Source organism: Ramlibacter sp., from assembly GCF_035554825.1.
Classification (GTDB): Bacteria; Pseudomonadota; Gammaproteobacteria; order Burkholderiales; family Burkholderiaceae_C; genus Ramlibacter.
Map to the genome: position 1 here is coordinate 1 of NZ_DATMHS010000137.1, position 13,429 is coordinate 13,429.

Consider the following 13,429-nt stretch of genomic DNA (forward strand, 5'->3'; position numbering starts at 1 on the left):
GCCGCCGATGAAGATGCTGTGGATGTCGCGGCCCCAGACGATCGGCAGCGCCGCTTCCAGGTCGGCCGTCAATGCGTCGAGGTAGCGCTGCTCCGGCAATTCGCCGCCGCGCACCTCGTGGGAGTTGAAGTCGCAATACGGGCACTTGCGCAGGCACCACGGCAGGTGCACGTACAGCGACAGCGGCGGCTGCGACGGCAGCTGCAGCGTGCCGGAGCGCATGTAGTGCTGGATGTCCTGGACCGCGCGCGACATCAGGCCTCCGGCAACCCGAGCCAGCGCACGCGAATGAGCTCGATCATCCGGCGCGCGGCCTGGCCGCGATGGCTGATCGCATTCTTCTGCTCGGGCGGCAGCTGCGCGAACGTGCGGCCCAGCGCCGGGATGTACATGACGGGGTCGAAGCCGAAGCCGTGCTCGCCCCGCGGCGCGGTCGCGATCTCGCCGGCGGCGCGCCCCTGGGCGATCAGCGGCTCGGGATCCTCCGGCGCCCGCATCGCCACCAGCGTGCTGACCAGGGCCGCGCGGCGATCGGCCTGGCCCTGCATCTGCTCGAGCAGCGCCTTCACGTTGTTGGCGTCGCCTTTCGGATAGCCGAAGCGGGTCGCATAGAAGGCGGTGTCGACACCGGGCAGGCCGTCGAACGCCTCGACGCACAGGCCGGCGTCGTCGGCGATCGCCGGCAGGCCGCTCGCGCGCGCGGCATGGCGCGCCTTGGCGATCGCGTTTTCGACGAAGGTGCGGTGCGGCTCTTCCGCCTCGGAAATGCCGAGGTCGCCTTGCCGCACCAGGGCGATCCCCAGCGGCGCCAGCATGGCCTGCAGCTCGGCCAGCTTGCCCGGATTGTTGGAGGCGAGAACGATCTTGCTGATCATGGGCACGTGCGGATTGTGCCTCGCACCAGCGCGGCCGTGGGCGGCAAGGGGCTTCGGGTTCAGAGCGGCTGCGCCAGCGCCTGGCGCTGCAGCAGCACCAGTTCGGCGATGCCCTGTTCGGCCAGGCGCAGCAGCTGGTCCATCTCGGCGCGGGTGAACGCGGCGCCTTCGGCGGTACCCTGGACCTCCACGTAATGTCCGGCGCCGGTCATGACCACGTTCATGTCGGTGTCGCACGCGACGTCCTCGACATATTCGAGGTCGAGCATGGGCGTCCCCTGGACGATGCCCACGGACACCGCCGCCACCGGACCGGTGATCGGCGACGTCGCGAGCCGGCCGCTGGCCAGCAACGTGGCGACGGCGTCCTGCGCCGCGACGAAGGCACCGGTGATCGCCGCGGTGCGGGTGCCGCCGTCGGCCTGCAACACATCGCAGTCGATCTGGATGGTGCGCTCGCCGAGCAGCGCCAGGTCGAACACGGCGCGCATCGAGCGGCCGATCAGCCGCTGGATCTCCTGCGTGCGCCCGCTCTGCTTGCCGCGGGCGGCTTCGCGGTCGCTGCGGGTGTGGGTGGAGCGCGGCAGCATGCCGTATTCCGCCGTCACCCAGCCCTCGCCGCTGCCGCGCTTGTGCGGCGGCACCTTGTCCTCCACCGAGGCCGTGCACAGCACGCGCGTGTTGCCGAATTCGATCAGCACCGAGCCCTCGGCATGGATGGTGAAGCCGCGCGTGATGCGCACTGGCCGCAGCTGGTCGGCGGCGCGGCCGCCGGGTCGGGTGAATTGGGTCATCGTTGATGGGTTCTCGAAAGGTTGTTTGAACGCAGGGGGCGCAGAGGATAGGCAGAGGACGCAGAGAAATTCTTGAGTGGCCCCTTCCCTGCGACCTCCGCGGCCGGACACTGCAGGCTCGTCCAGGTCCGGCCCCGCAGCGCCGGTTGGCTTGTGGGCTCGCCTACGTCTTGCGGCCGCTGGAGCGCCGGATCGCCTCGTTGATCTCCGCGATCGAGCGCTCGATGGCGGCGTCGTCGAGGTCCTCGACCATCGTGTCGAGCACGCCGGCCTGGATGGTCGACGCGAACACGCCATCCATGATGCTGTCGGTGGAAATGCCGCGCGTCGACTCGAACTGGTCGGGCGTCTCCCATTCGAGCGCCACCACCGTCACGTTGTCGCAGGTGTCGCCCCCGTTGCGCAGCGCCGTCTCCACCAGGTCCGGCACCGCCTCGGAGACGCCCTTGGTGCCCAGGACCCGGACGATGTCGGGATCGGACACGGTGCCCCACAGGCCGTCGGAGCACAGCAGGATCTTGTCGCCCTGCTGCAGCGCGACCGGGCCGGTGACGTCGAACACGGGCTTGCTCGGCGAGCCGAGGCACGTGAACAGGATGTTGCGGTTGATGCGGTCCAGCCGCACCACGCCGGCGTGGGTCTGCTGCTCCAGGTACGAGTGGTCGCGGGTGCGCGTGAGCAGCTCGCCGTGCCGCACCACGTACAGCCGCGAGTCGCCGCAATGGACCCAGGTCGCATACGAGCCTTGCAGGATGGCCGCGACGATCGTCGTGCGCGGCGTGTCCAGCATGCCTTTCTCGCTGGCGTAGCGGATGATCTGGTGGTGCGCCGCCATCACGGCGCTGGCGAGGAACTCGCTCACGTCGCCGACCATCGGCCGGGCCTCCTTCTGGTACAGCGCGGAGATGGTCTGCAGGGCCAGCTGCGCGGCGACCTCGCCCTCGGGGTGTCCGCCCATGCCGTCGGCCAGCACGAACAGGCCCGACTCCCGCGTGTAGCAATAGCCCATGCGGTCTTCGTTCTTCTCGCGGCCGCCCTTGCGGCTGATCTGGAACACCGAGAACTTCAACTCAGCCTCCGCGGTGCCGCGTCGAGCAGGGGGCAGCCGCCCGCGAGGACGGCGAATGGACGGGAGCGTGCGCAGCGCATGTCACCTTCACTTGGCCCGCGCGCCGAAGCCGGTGGCCGCGCGCTTCACGTTCTTCTTGGTGTCGGAGATGATGTTGTCGAACTGCAGCCGCATCTTCTCGCCGACGGTGAGCTTGGTGTAGCGGCGCTCGCCCTCACGGCTCAATTCCTTCTGCAGGGCGAAGACCGACTGCGGGCGCGACAGCGGATCGAGCGACATGCACCACTCGACGACCTCGATCAGGTTGTCGGAATACACGCCGCGCAGCCGCGACAGCGCCAGCGCGAGCCGGTCCTTCTCGAGGCGCTGCGGCGCGTCGTTGGGCGGGTAGCCCTGCATGCACGCATAGATGCAGGCGCCGATCGCGTAGATGTCGGTCCAGGGACCCATCGACGAGTCGCGCCGGTACATCTCGGGCGCGGCAAAGCCGGGCGTGTACATCGGCCGGATGAAATTGCCTTCCTTGGACAGCACTTCGCGCGCCGCGCCGAAGTCGATCATCACCGCCTTGTTGTCGTCGGTGATGAAGATGTTGGCCGGCTTGATGTCCAGGTGCAGCATCTTGTGCTGGTGCACGATGCGCAGGCCGCGCAGCACCTCGTCGAACAGCGAGCGAATGGTGGACTCGCGAAACACCTTCTGCTTCTTCAGCTCGCGCGCGGTGATGATGAAGTCCTGCAGGGTCCCGCCCTCCAGGTAGTTCATCACCATGTAGACGGTCTCGTTCTCGCGGAAGAAATTGAGCACGCTGACCACGGACGCGTGCGAGATCTGCGCCAGCGAGCGGCCTTCCTCGAAGAAACTCTTCAGGCCGAGGCGATAGAGCGAGAGCTTTTCCGGCTGCACCTGCGGCAGCAGCTCGCCCGGACCGCGGCTGGCCAGCGAGGCGGGCAGGTATTCCTTGACGGCGACCTGCTGCCCTTCGTTGTCGACGGCCAGGTACACCACCCCGAAGCCGCCGGACGAAAGCTTGCGCACCACGCGGTATCCGCCGATGACGGTGTCCGGCGGCAGCGGGGCAGGTTTCACCTTTGACATAATTTAAAGAATAGAGGTCCGGCCCGGACCCGGTTATTCTCGCTATCCCGCAACAGACCAAACGTCCAGCACGTCAATGCCAGTTTACAGCATGACCGGGTATGCGAGCGCCCAGAGCCGCGGGGTTCCGGGCGCCGGCGCCGAGGCCAGATCGGTGCGACTCGGACTCGAAGTCCGCTCGGTCAACAGCCGTTTCCTCGACCTCACCTTCCGGCTGTCCGAGGAGCTGCGCCAGCACGAACCGGCGCTGCGCGAACTGGTCGCCGGCCGCCTCAAACGCGGCAAGGTGGAAGTCCGCGCCTTCCTCGAAGCGCCCGGCGCCGACACGGTCCGCGATCCGTCCGCGCGGCTGCTGCAGCGCCTGAGCGCCTTGCAGGACACGGTGCGCAGCTGGCTGCCCGACGCGCGGCCGCTGGCCGTCGCCGAAGTGCTGCGGCTGGCCGAAAGCGACACCGGCGCCGCCGTCGACTGGTCGGAAACGCTGCCGCAACTGGCCCGCGGCGTCCTCGACGAGCTGCTGGCGGCGCGCGAACGCGAAGGCGCTCGGGTGGCCGCCATGATGCTCGGCCATCTGCAGCAGCTGCGCGAGCTGGTGCGGCAGGCGCAGCCGCTGGTGCCGCAGCTGGTGGAGCAGCAACGCGCGCGCTTCCTGGAACGCTGGAAGGACGCGATGTCGCTCGCCGACGGCGGCACCGTGCCCGAGGCGGCGCAGGACCGCGCCCTGACCGAGGCCACCGCGTTTGCCATCCGCATCGACGTCGCCGAGGAGCTGATGCGGCTCGGCTCGCACATCGACGAGATCGACCGGCTGGTGAAAAAGGGCGGCGAGATCGGCAAGCGCCTGGACTTCCTGATCCAGGAACTGCATCGCGAAGCCAACACCCTGGGCTCCAAGTCGGCCGCCCTGGAGCTGACGCACATCTCGGTGGACATGAAGGTCCTGATCGAGCAGATGCGCGAGCAGGTGCAGAACATCGAGTAGCGGGGCCGGCTGCTAAACTAGCCGCCCCCACACAGCAAGGCTACGATGGATTACCCGGGCAACCTCTTCGTGGTCGCGGCGCCCAGCGGCGCGGGCAAGTCCAGCCTGGTGAAGGCGCTGCTCGAGCTCGATTCGCAGGTGCAGCCGTCGGTATCCCACACGACCCGGCCGCCGCGCGGACAGGAAAAGCACGGGCGCGAATACTACTTCGTCTCCGAGCAGGAATTCGACCAGATCGTGCTGGCCGACGGCTTCGTGGAGTGGGCCTTCGTGCACGGCAACCGCTACGGCACCTCCAAGAAGGCGATCGAAGACCGGATCGCCAACGGCGCCGACGTCATCCTGGAAATCGACTACCAGGGCGCGCTGCAGATCAAGCGGATCTTCGGCAACGCCGTGCTCATCTTCATCCTGCCGCCGAGTTGGGACGAGTTGCGGTCGCGCCTGGAACGCCGCGGCGAGGATTCCACCGAGACGATCGAGCTGCGGCTGCAGAACGCCGCGGAAGAGATGGCGCAGGTGCGGGAATTCGATTTCGTTATAATCAACGAGTTATTCGAACGCGCCCTCTTCGACCTGAAGGCGATCGTTCATGCCCAGCGCCTGAAGTTCTCCGCCCAGCGGCGCGCCCGCGCCGACACCTTCCAGGCCCTCCACATCATCTGAAGATCGATCACCATGGCCCGCATCACCGTTGAAGACTGCCTGCAGCAAATCCCCAACCGGTTCCAGCTGGTGCTGGCGGCGACCTACCGCGCCCGCATGCTGAGCCAGGGGCACGCGCCGAAGATCGAAAGCAAGAACAAGCCCGGCGTCACGGCGCTGCGCGAGATCGCCCAGGGCAAGATCGGCCTGGAAATGCTGAAAAAGGTGCCCGGCTGACGCCGCGCGCGCGCTTTTCTTCTCGAAAGAAGCACCGCAGGCCGGTGCTTTTTTGTTTGTTGGCGCTCACCAGCCCCACGCTTGCTACCATGTGGCCATGAGCGCCGTGCTGCAACCCTCGCCGGGTCGGGGCAAACCTCCCGAGGCGCCCCCGCTCGCCAGCCCGGCGGCGGCCAATGCCGCGGCCGCGAGCTTTGCCGCGCTCACCGCCCGGCTGGACTACCTGGACGGCACCGACGCCGAACTGGTCCGCAAGGCCTACCGCTTCGCCGACGAGGCGCACCTCGGCCAGATGCGGGCCAGCGGCGAGCCCTACATCACCCATCCGATCGCCGTCGCCGCGCAGTGCGCCGAATGGAAGCTCGACGCCCAGGCGTTGATGGCGGCGCTGCTGCACGATGCGATCGAGGACTGCGGCGTCACCAAGCCGCAGCTGATCGAGCGGTTCGGGCCGGCCGTGGCGGAGCTGGTGGACGGCCTGACCAAGCTGGACAAGCTGCAGTTCACGACCCGGGAGGAAAACCAGGCCGAGTCGTTCCGCAAGATGCTGCTGGCGATGGCGCGCGACGTGCGCGTCATCCTGATCAAGCTGGCCGACCGCAGCCACAACATGCGCACGCTGCAGGACGTGCCGCGCGAAAAGTGGTCGCGCATCTCGTCCGAGACGCTGGACATCTACGCGCCGATCGCGCACCGGCTGGGGCTGAACCAGACCTACCGCGAGCTGCAGGAGCTGGCGTTTCGCCACCTGCGGCCCTGGCGCTACGCGACGCTGACCAAGGCGGTGGCCAAGGCCCGCAGCCGCCGGCGCGACCTGATCCAGAAGGTGCAGCGCGAACTCGAGACGGCGTTCGAGCAGGCCGGCATGCAGGTGCGCATCGCCGGGCGCGAGAAGACCGTCTACTCGATCTACCGCAAGATGGAGGAAAAGCACCTGAGCTTTGCCCAGGTGACCGACATCTACGGCTTTCGCATCGTCGTGCCGACGGTCATGGACTGCTACCGCGCCCTGGGCGTGCTGCACCAGATGTACAAGCCGGTGCCGGGCCGCTTCAAGGACCACATCGCGATCCCGAAGGTCAACGGCTACCAGTCACTGCACACGACGCTGGTCGGCCCCTCCGGCGTGAACGTCGAGTTCCAGATGCGCACCGAGGCGATGCACCTGGTGGCCGAATCGGGCGTGGCCGCGCACTGGCTGTACAAGGCCGACCCGCGCGCCGAAGGCGCCGAAGGCCTGGGCACCAAGTGGCTGCAGTCGCTGCTGGACATCCAGCACGAGACCCGCGACGCCGCCGAGTTCTGGGACCACGTCAAGATCGACCTGTTCCCCGACGCCGTCTACGTGTTCACGCCCAAGAGCCAGATCATGGCGCTGCCCCGCGGCGCGACGGTGGTCGACTTCGCCTACGCGATCCACAGCGATGTCGGCGACCGCACCGTGGCCGCGAAGATCAACAGCGTGCAGGTGCCGCTGCGCACCGAGCTGAAGAACGGCGACGTGGTCGAAGTGGTCACGGCGCCGGTGTCGACGCCGAACCCGGCCTGGCTCGGCTTCGTCCGCACCGGCCGCGCCCGCTCCAAGATCCGGCACCACCTCAAGACGCTGGCGCAGGCCGAGTCGCAGGAGCTCGGCGAGAAACTGCTGGCGCAGGCGCTGCGGGCCGAGGGCCTGGAGAAGCTGCCGATCGACGACGAGGAGCATCACCCGCTGTGGGAGAAGCTGCTGCGCTTCACGGGCAATCGCACGCGGGCCGAACTGCTGACGGACATCGGGCTGGGCAAGCGCATCGCGAGCATCGTCGCCAAGCGCCTGGTCACGATGCTGGCCGAGCGCGGCGAGCGCCCCGACGCGCTGCTGATCACGCGCGAGCGCTACACGGCGCACGAAAACGTGTCGCAGGGCGAGGTGACGCTGGACGGCAGCGAAAACGCCTCGGTGCAGTACGCCACCTGCTGCCGGCCGGTGCCCGGCGATGCGATCGTCGGCTACCTCGGGCGCGGCGAAGGCCTGGTGGTGCACCGCGACGATTGCGCGGTCGGCAAGCGCCTGCAGGCGCGCGATCCGGAGCGCTTCATCGGCGTCGAGTGGGCGGAGGAGCCGGTGCGGCCGTTCGAGGCCAGCGTGATCGTGACCGTGACCAACGGCAAGGGGGTGCTGGCGCGCGTGGCGGTCGCGGTCGCCAGCGCCGAAGCCGATATCACGCACGTCGACATGGGCGACGAGAAGGCGCAGGACGCCACCGACCTGCGCTTCGTGATCGCCGTGCGCGACCGCAACCACCTCGAATCCGTGATGCGCACCTTGCGCCGCACGCCGTCGGTGATGAACGTGCACCGCGCCGGGGCCGGCATCACGCCGGCCTGACCCCAGCAACGCGCCGCTACGACGCCACCGGCGCCGCGGGCGCCGGGTAGTGCACCTCCAGCACCTCGATTTCCTGCACGCCGGCCGGGGTGGCGAGCTTCACCACGTCGCCTTCGTGCGCCTTGAGCAGGGCCCGGGCGATCGGCGAGATCCAGCTCACCTGCCCTTGCGCCGAATCGGCCTCGTCGATGCCCTTGATGGTCACCGTGCGCTCCTGGCCCGAAGCCTCGGCATAGGTGACGGTGGCGCCGAAGAACACCTGGTCGCGCCCGTGGTGCACCGACGGATCGGTCACCTCGGCTATTTCCAGCCGCTTGGTCAGGAAGCGGATGCGCCGGTCGATCTCGCGCAGCCGTTTCTTGCCATAGAGGTAGTCCCCGTTCTCGGAGCGGTCGCCGTTGCTGGCGGCCCAGTGCACCACTTCCACCACCTGCGGCCGCTCCTCGTCGATCAGGTGCATCAGTTCGGCGCGCAGCCGCGCGTACCCCTGCGGCGTGATGTAGTTCTTGCCGCCGGCCACGGGCGCCGCGGCGACGCCTTCCTCGTCGTCGTCCTGGTCGTCGCTTTCCCGGGTGAACGCCTTGCTCATGGCGCAAGCATAGCGAGCGGGCGCCGGGGCTGCATTCGCGCTCTCCTACACACGCGTCGACCCTCTCCTACGCCCGCGCGGCTGCAGTTGGGGCACAGTCGCTGCCAACGGGCCGCCTCGGCCGCGTGAGTTGCCGTGTCGCCGTCCGGGCGACCGGTGCAGGAAGGCACCATGAGTTTGCAGGTCAAGAACGCGCACACCCCGACAGGAGCCTGGCGGTGATGGCAACGGCCGAGCAGTCCGCCCCGGAAACGGGCGCGGCCGCAGCGAATCGCAAGGGACGGATCTGTGCCGAATCGGCACGGTATGGCGTGCTGCGCCGCCTCGCACCCTCCCTCAAGCACGACATGGTCGTCAATCTCCAGGCCGTGGCCATGATGGCCGAGGTGCTGAACGCGCGCCTGGAACGCGGCTCGCCCGCGCCCTCGGAATTCCAGGCCAGCATCTCCAAGCTCAACCGTCTGGCGCGCGAGGCGGTGATGAACTGCCTGAAGGTGGCCGGGTGGATCCAGCCGGTCGAGGACGAGGGCATCCGGCTGCCGCAAGGGGTGGACGAATGCCTCGCGCTGCTGGCGAGCAACTTCAATTTCCGCGGCTTCAGCGTGGCCAAGGACGTCGCCGAGACCGATTTCGAGGTGTCGCGGGTGGCCCTGCGGCATCTGCTGACGGCCGCGCTGATCACGCTGACCGATGCGGCGGCCGGCCCGTGCGAGGTGCGGGTGAAGGCCGAAGTGGCCGGCGGCGTGGCTGAGATCTCGGTGCGGGCGGTGCCGAAGCCGGGCGCCGAGGGATTGCCGTTCGAGGCCGGCTACCGCCAGCTCGAGTGGGCCGACGTGCAGGCGCTGGCCTCGGCAGAAGGTGTGGAGCTGGTGCGCAGCGGCGAGCAGATCGTCATGCGCATGCCGCGCGCGGTCGCGACCGCGCCGCTGCAGATCGCGCCGCTCTGACGCCCGGGCGCCCTGCCGTCAGACGTACTCGTACTCGTCCATGAAGCGTTCGAGCTGCTCGATCGGCAGCGGCTTGCAGAACAGATAACCCTGGTACTCCAGGCAGCCCTGCTGCGCGAGGAAGGCGCGCTGCGCCTGGGTCTCGACGCCCTCGGCGATCACGCTCAAGCCCAGGCTCTGCGCCAGGCCGATGATCGTGCGGGCGATCGCCGCGTCGTTGGCGTCGGTGAGGATGTCCTTCACGAATTCACGGTCGATCTTGAGCTGGTCGAGCGGCAGCCGCTTCAGGTACGACAGCGACGAATACCCCATGCCGAAGTCGTCCAGCGACAGGGTCACGCCCATGTCCTTGAGGCTGCCCATCTTGGCGACCGTCACCTCGATGCCTTCCGCCAGCAGGCTCTCGGTGAGCTCCAGCTTCAGCTTGTGCGGCGCGATGCCGGCATTGGCGATCGCCGTCATCACCTCGTCGACGAAATCGGGATGGCGGAACTGCCGCACGCTCACGTTGACCGCGATGCTCAGATCGCGCCGCTCGGGGCGCTTGGCCCACTCGGCCAGTTGGGCGCATGCCTGCTCGAGCACCCACCGGCCGATGGGGATGATCAGCGAGGTCTCCTCGGCGGTCGGAATGAAATGCGCCGGCGGGACCATGTCGCGCTCGGGATGTTGCCAGCGCAGCAGCGCCTCGACGCCGGTCATGCGGCCGTCGGCGCCGACCTGCGGCTGGTAGTCGATCAGGAACTGCCCTTCGCGCCAGGCCCGGCGCAGGTCGGTGGCCAGCGTCGCGTTGGCCGTCGCCACCGCCTGCATCTCCGGATCGAAGAAGCAGACCGCGTTGCGGCCGGCGTTCTTGGCCTGGTACATCGCCAGGTCCGCCTGCTTGAGCAGCTCGCTCACGCTCCAGGGCGCGCGGCCGAACAGCGTCACCCCGATGCTGCAGGTGCTGTGGTGCAGATGCCCCGACAGCACGTACGGCTCGCCAAGCTTGGCCAGGATGCGCTCGCTCACCGCGCGCGCGGCGGCGGCCGGCTCCAGGGGCTTGTGGTGATTGTTCTCGATCAGGATCACGAACTCGTCGCCGCCCAGGCGCGCCACGGTGTCGCCGCGATGCACGCACGAGCGCAGCCGCTCGGCGACCTGCTGCAGCAGCTGGTCGCCTTTCTGGTGCCCCAGCGTGTCGTTGAGCACCTTGAAATTGTCGAGGTCGATGAACATCAGCGCGCCTTCGCGCTTGTGGTCGCGGTCGCTGACGGCGCGTTGCAGCCGATCGAGCAGCAGCTGCCGGTTCGGCAGCTTGGTGAGCGGATCGTAGAACGCGAGGTACTGGATCTTTTCCTCGGCGGTCTTGCGTTCCGTGATGTCGCGCCCCACCGCGACCCAGTGCGTGAGCCGCCGCGCTTCGTCCCACACCGGCGAGACCTCGAGGTCGACCCAGAACGCCTCGCCGTTCTTCTTGTAGTTGATCAGGTCGACCCGGGCCGGCTGCCACTGCTCCATGGCGGCGCGGATGCGATCGAGCTCCTTGCGCTGGGTCGCCGGCCCCTGCAGCAGGCGCGGCGTTCGGCCCAGCACCTCCTCCCGGCTGTAGCCGGTGCGGCGCTCGAAGGCCTCGTTGACGAACACGATGCGCGGGCCCGGCTCGTTGAAGGGGCCGGCCTCGGTGATGATGACGATGTCGTTCAGCCGTGCGATGCTGCTCTCGAGCAGGCGCAGCTGCTCCTGCGCCTTGTGGCGCGCCGTCACATCCCGCAGATGCACCGCCAGGCCGGCGCCGAACGGGTAACCGCGGGCCTCGACCCGGGTCGACAGGCGCGCATCGAGCTCCTCGGCCTCGAGCACCTGGCCGGTGGCCAGGCTGCGCCGGAACTCCTCCTCGAGCCGCATCCGCACCGTCTTCTGGAAGCAGCTCCAGATCGCGCGCCCGAGCAGCTCGGTCGCGCTGCGCCCCAGCAGCTTCTCGGCTTCTTCGTTGACGTAGGTGAAGCGGCCTTCGCGGTCCACGGTGGCGAAGGCCTCGCCGCTGCTCATCGCGCCGCCCATGCTGACCGTGTGGCGCAGCAGGGTGCCGGCGCGGTGGCCGTGCGGCGCGATCTCCTGCACCGCCCCTTCCACCCGCACGATGCTGCCGTCCTCGTCGCGCACCGCGTGGCCGACCGATCGCACCCACGCGCGCCGGCCGCCCAGCGTGACGATCTGCATCTCCTCGTCGAACGGCTCGCCGCGCTCGGCGCAGGCTTGCACCAGCGCCCTCACCTTGTCCTGCCACTCCGGCGCGTACAGCGCGAAGGCGCTTTCGGGCGCGGGCGCATAGCCCGGCGGCGCTTCATGGATGGTTGCCAGCTGGTCCGACCATTCCAGCCGCCCGGTCGCCCGGTCGAGCGTCCACAGGCCGACGAAGGCCGTGCGCTCCAGGAGTCTGAGCAGCGTTCGTACCTGTTCCAATTGCGCGGGATCCGTCTTGTCTTCTGCGGGCGTCATGGTGTGCCCCGGCATTCTGGAGCGCGGCGCGATTCTCCGCCAGCGACGGTAGGTGCCCTCCTACGCGACGACGGGGGACCGTCCGGATGTGGGCGTCCACCCCCGGCCGTAGAGTCATCCAGCGCCCATTTCCATCCGCGAATCGAGTTCCCGTGTATCTTCAAGCCTACGTCATCGAGGACAACCCGACCATCCGAGAGAACCTCGTGGGTACGCTCGAAGAACTCACGTCGGTGCGGGTGGCCGGCACGAGTGCGACCGAAGACGAGGCGGTGGAGTGGCTGCAGGCGAACGCGGACGCCTGGGACCTCGTGATCGTGGACCTGTTCCTGAAGCAGGGCAGCGGCATCCACCTCGCCGAGCGCATCCGCCGTTCGCGGCCGACCCAGAAGATCGTGGTCTTCAGCAACTACATCAATCCGAGCGTGCGCAAACGCTGCGCGCAGATCGGCGTCGACGCGGTGTTCGACAAGTCCACGGAGATCGACGCCCTGGTGGACTACTGCGCGCACCAGTGCTTCCGGGTGGCGCAGTCGCTGCATCGACAGGCGCACGCCGCATAAGCCGCTCGCGCGGCCGTGGCTGGTGGTGCGGCTCTGGTCCCCTCGCGGTCGCATCCCTGGCGTGGCGTCACGTGTATCAAGACAGCGACGAATTTATAAGTTGTAACGGATGGCGCGCGCCGGACAGCCGGCAGTGACGGCGTAGGAGCACGCCTACCGCCGCGCCATCGGCAGCGCGATAACCCAGCCGCCGCTGAGGGTTTGCGCGCGCCGCGGAGCGCGGCGCCGCCAGATCGCGACCATGGAGGCCCTCGCGCCCGGCGCGACCCGAGCCTCAATCCGTGCAATTCCAGGACCCTCCCGCCTCTCCCTGCTGCGACATCGAGCACTCGTGCGTCTTTTCCAAGGCGCTCGTCGCCCGCGCCGCCAGCTGTGAACTGTCGCAACGCAGCTGTGCGGGCGAGCACGGGCAGCTGGCATGCACTTCCCCGGCCGCGCGAATCGCCTGCGGCGACCTGGCGAACCTGCTGCACGAACGGGGCCGCTCGGCGATGCACCTGCCGCCACCGGGACGGCCGCTGCTGCACGTGCACGCGCTGAAGCTGCAGTGCGGCGGGCTGGCGGCGCTCAAGCAGGTCCTGGTCACCGGCGACGGCGACGTGCACCGCATCGTGACCACCGCGCAGGAGCGCCACGGCAGCCTGTCCGAGCTGCCGTGGGAGACCGTGATCACGGCGCTGGCGACGTGGCAACCGCGCCGCCGCGGCATCCGCACCGATTGATCTCCGGCGCCGCCGCGCGCCGGTCCGGCCTAGAATTTGCACAGGGGACACGAGCAGAC

At 68.7% G+C, this 13,429-nt stretch carries 13 protein-coding genes and 1 pseudogene; 7 read left to right on the forward strand and 7 right to left on the reverse strand.

All coding sequences use genetic code 11. The features are described from left to right. The 5 genes and pseudogenes from VNT59_RS17300 to VNT59_RS17320 all read right to left on the reverse strand — a co-directional run. Positions 1 to 255, reverse strand: a pseudogene (locus VNT59_RS17300) (oxygen-independent coproporphyrinogen III oxidase-like protein); the annotation flags it as partial. Next, positions 255 to 875: an RdgB/HAM1 family non-canonical purine NTP pyrophosphatase gene (gene rdgB, locus VNT59_RS17305; protein WP_325500376.1), complete on the reverse strand. Its 621-nt coding sequence runs from the start codon at positions 873 to 875 to the stop codon at positions 255 to 257. The gene rdgB and the pseudogene VNT59_RS17300, both read right to left, overlap by 1 nt. 59 nt (positions 876 to 934) lie before the next feature. After that, positions 935 to 1,669 carry a ribonuclease PH gene (gene rph, locus VNT59_RS17310; RefSeq protein ID WP_325500378.1) on the reverse strand — a complete coding sequence of 245 codons (735 nt, stop codon included), beginning with the start codon at positions 1,667 to 1,669 and terminating at the stop codon, positions 935 to 937. Between the two features lie 163 nt (positions 1,670 to 1,832). After that, positions 1,833 to 2,738, reverse strand: a complete 906-nt coding sequence (locus VNT59_RS17315; protein ID WP_325500380.1) for a PP2C family protein-serine/threonine phosphatase — start codon at positions 2,736 to 2,738, stop codon at positions 1,833 to 1,835. A gap of 87 nt (positions 2,739 to 2,825) precedes the next feature. After that, a complete protein-coding gene (locus VNT59_RS17320; RefSeq protein WP_325500382.1) occupies positions 2,826 to 3,836 on the reverse strand; it encodes a serine/threonine-protein kinase in 1,011 nt (336 codons plus the stop codon). Positions 3,837 to 3,912: 76 nt separating this feature from the next. Here VNT59_RS17320 and VNT59_RS17325 point away from each other — a divergent pair, with 76 nt between their 5' ends. From VNT59_RS17325 to VNT59_RS17340, 4 genes are all read left to right on the forward strand, one after another. Then, the gene (locus VNT59_RS17325; RefSeq protein ID WP_325500384.1) at positions 3,913 to 4,818 is read left to right on the forward strand and encodes a YicC/YloC family endoribonuclease; all 906 of its coding nucleotides are present in this window, start codon (positions 3,913 to 3,915) and stop codon (positions 4,816 to 4,818) included. A gap of 45 nt (positions 4,819 to 4,863) precedes the next feature. Continuing rightward, complete coding sequence (gmk, locus tag VNT59_RS17330; protein ID WP_325500386.1) at positions 4,864 to 5,484, forward strand: guanylate kinase; 621 nt, start codon at positions 4,864 to 4,866, stop codon at positions 5,482 to 5,484. 12 nt (positions 5,485 to 5,496) lie between these two features. Then, a complete protein-coding gene (rpoZ, locus tag VNT59_RS17335; protein WP_172217060.1) occupies positions 5,497 to 5,700 on the forward strand; it encodes a DNA-directed RNA polymerase subunit omega in 204 nt (67 codons plus the stop codon). 97 nt (positions 5,701 to 5,797) lie between these two features. Then, positions 5,798 to 8,068 carry a bifunctional (p)ppGpp synthetase/guanosine-3',5'-bis(diphosphate) 3'-pyrophosphohydrolase gene (locus VNT59_RS17340; RefSeq protein ID WP_325500388.1) on the forward strand — a complete coding sequence of 757 codons (2,271 nt, stop codon included), beginning with the start codon at positions 5,798 to 5,800 and terminating at the stop codon, positions 8,066 to 8,068. 16 nt (positions 8,069 to 8,084) lie between these two features. On the opposite strand, the gene greB is transcribed toward VNT59_RS17340, so the two are convergent. Then, positions 8,085 to 8,657 (reverse strand): transcription elongation factor GreB, encoded by a 573-nt coding sequence (greB, locus tag VNT59_RS17345; protein WP_325500390.1) that lies wholly within the window; start codon positions 8,655 to 8,657, stop codon positions 8,085 to 8,087. 221 nt (positions 8,658 to 8,878) lie between these two features. Between greB and VNT59_RS17350 the strand changes: the two genes are divergently transcribed. After that, a complete protein-coding gene (locus VNT59_RS17350) occupies positions 8,879 to 9,604 on the forward strand; it encodes a hypothetical protein (RefSeq protein ID WP_325500392.1) in 726 nt (241 codons plus the stop codon). Between the two features lie 18 nt (positions 9,605 to 9,622). Here the strand turns inward: VNT59_RS17350 and VNT59_RS17355 are convergent, their stop codons facing one another. Further along, positions 9,623 to 12,085 carry a sensor domain-containing protein gene (locus VNT59_RS17355; RefSeq protein ID WP_325500394.1) on the reverse strand — a complete coding sequence of 821 codons (2,463 nt, stop codon included), beginning with the start codon at positions 12,083 to 12,085 and terminating at the stop codon, positions 9,623 to 9,625. A gap of 152 nt (positions 12,086 to 12,237) precedes the next feature. On the opposite strand from VNT59_RS17355, the gene VNT59_RS17360 reads away from it, so the two are divergent. Both VNT59_RS17360 and VNT59_RS17365 read left to right on the forward strand, forming a co-directional pair. After that, complete coding sequence (locus VNT59_RS17360; protein WP_325500396.1) at positions 12,238 to 12,648, forward strand: response regulator transcription factor; 411 nt, start codon at positions 12,238 to 12,240, stop codon at positions 12,646 to 12,648. Positions 12,649 to 12,929: 281 nt separating this feature from the next. Next, positions 12,930 to 13,370, forward strand: coding sequence for a hypothetical protein (locus VNT59_RS17365; protein WP_325500399.1), 441 nt, complete (start codon positions 12,930 to 12,932; stop codon positions 13,368 to 13,370). Positions 13,371 to 13,429: the final 59 nt, after the last annotated feature.

What these genes read in the sequence shown, in the direction of transcription:
- rdgB (WP_325500376.1), bottom strand. Translation starts at nt 875, where the DNA reads ATGATCAGCAAGATCGTTCTCGCCTCCAACAATCCGGGCAAGCTGGCC.
- rph (WP_325500378.1), bottom strand. Translation starts at nt 1,669, where the DNA reads ATGACCCAATTCACCCGACCCGGCGGCCGCGCCGCCGACCAGCTGCGG.
- VNT59_RS17320 (WP_325500382.1), bottom strand. Translation starts at nt 3,836, where the DNA reads ATGTCAAAGGTGAAACCTGCCCCGCTGCCGCCGGACACCGTCATCGGC.
- VNT59_RS17325 (WP_325500384.1), top strand. Translation starts at nt 3,913, where the DNA reads ATGCCAGTTTACAGCATGACCGGGTATGCGAGCGCCCAGAGCCGCGGG.
- gmk (WP_325500386.1), top strand. Translation starts at nt 4,864, where the DNA reads ATGGATTACCCGGGCAACCTCTTCGTGGTCGCGGCGCCCAGCGGCGCG.
- rpoZ (WP_172217060.1), top strand. Translation starts at nt 5,497, where the DNA reads ATGGCCCGCATCACCGTTGAAGACTGCCTGCAGCAAATCCCCAACCGG.
- VNT59_RS17340 (WP_325500388.1), top strand. Translation starts at nt 5,798, where the DNA reads ATGAGCGCCGTGCTGCAACCCTCGCCGGGTCGGGGCAAACCTCCCGAG.
- greB (WP_325500390.1), bottom strand. Translation starts at nt 8,657, where the DNA reads ATGAGCAAGGCGTTCACCCGGGAAAGCGACGACCAGGACGACGACGAG.
- VNT59_RS17350 (WP_325500392.1), top strand. Translation starts at nt 8,879, where the DNA reads ATGGCAACGGCCGAGCAGTCCGCCCCGGAAACGGGCGCGGCCGCAGCG.
- VNT59_RS17355 (WP_325500394.1), bottom strand. Translation starts at nt 12,085, where the DNA reads ATGACGCCCGCAGAAGACAAGACGGATCCCGCGCAATTGGAACAGGTA.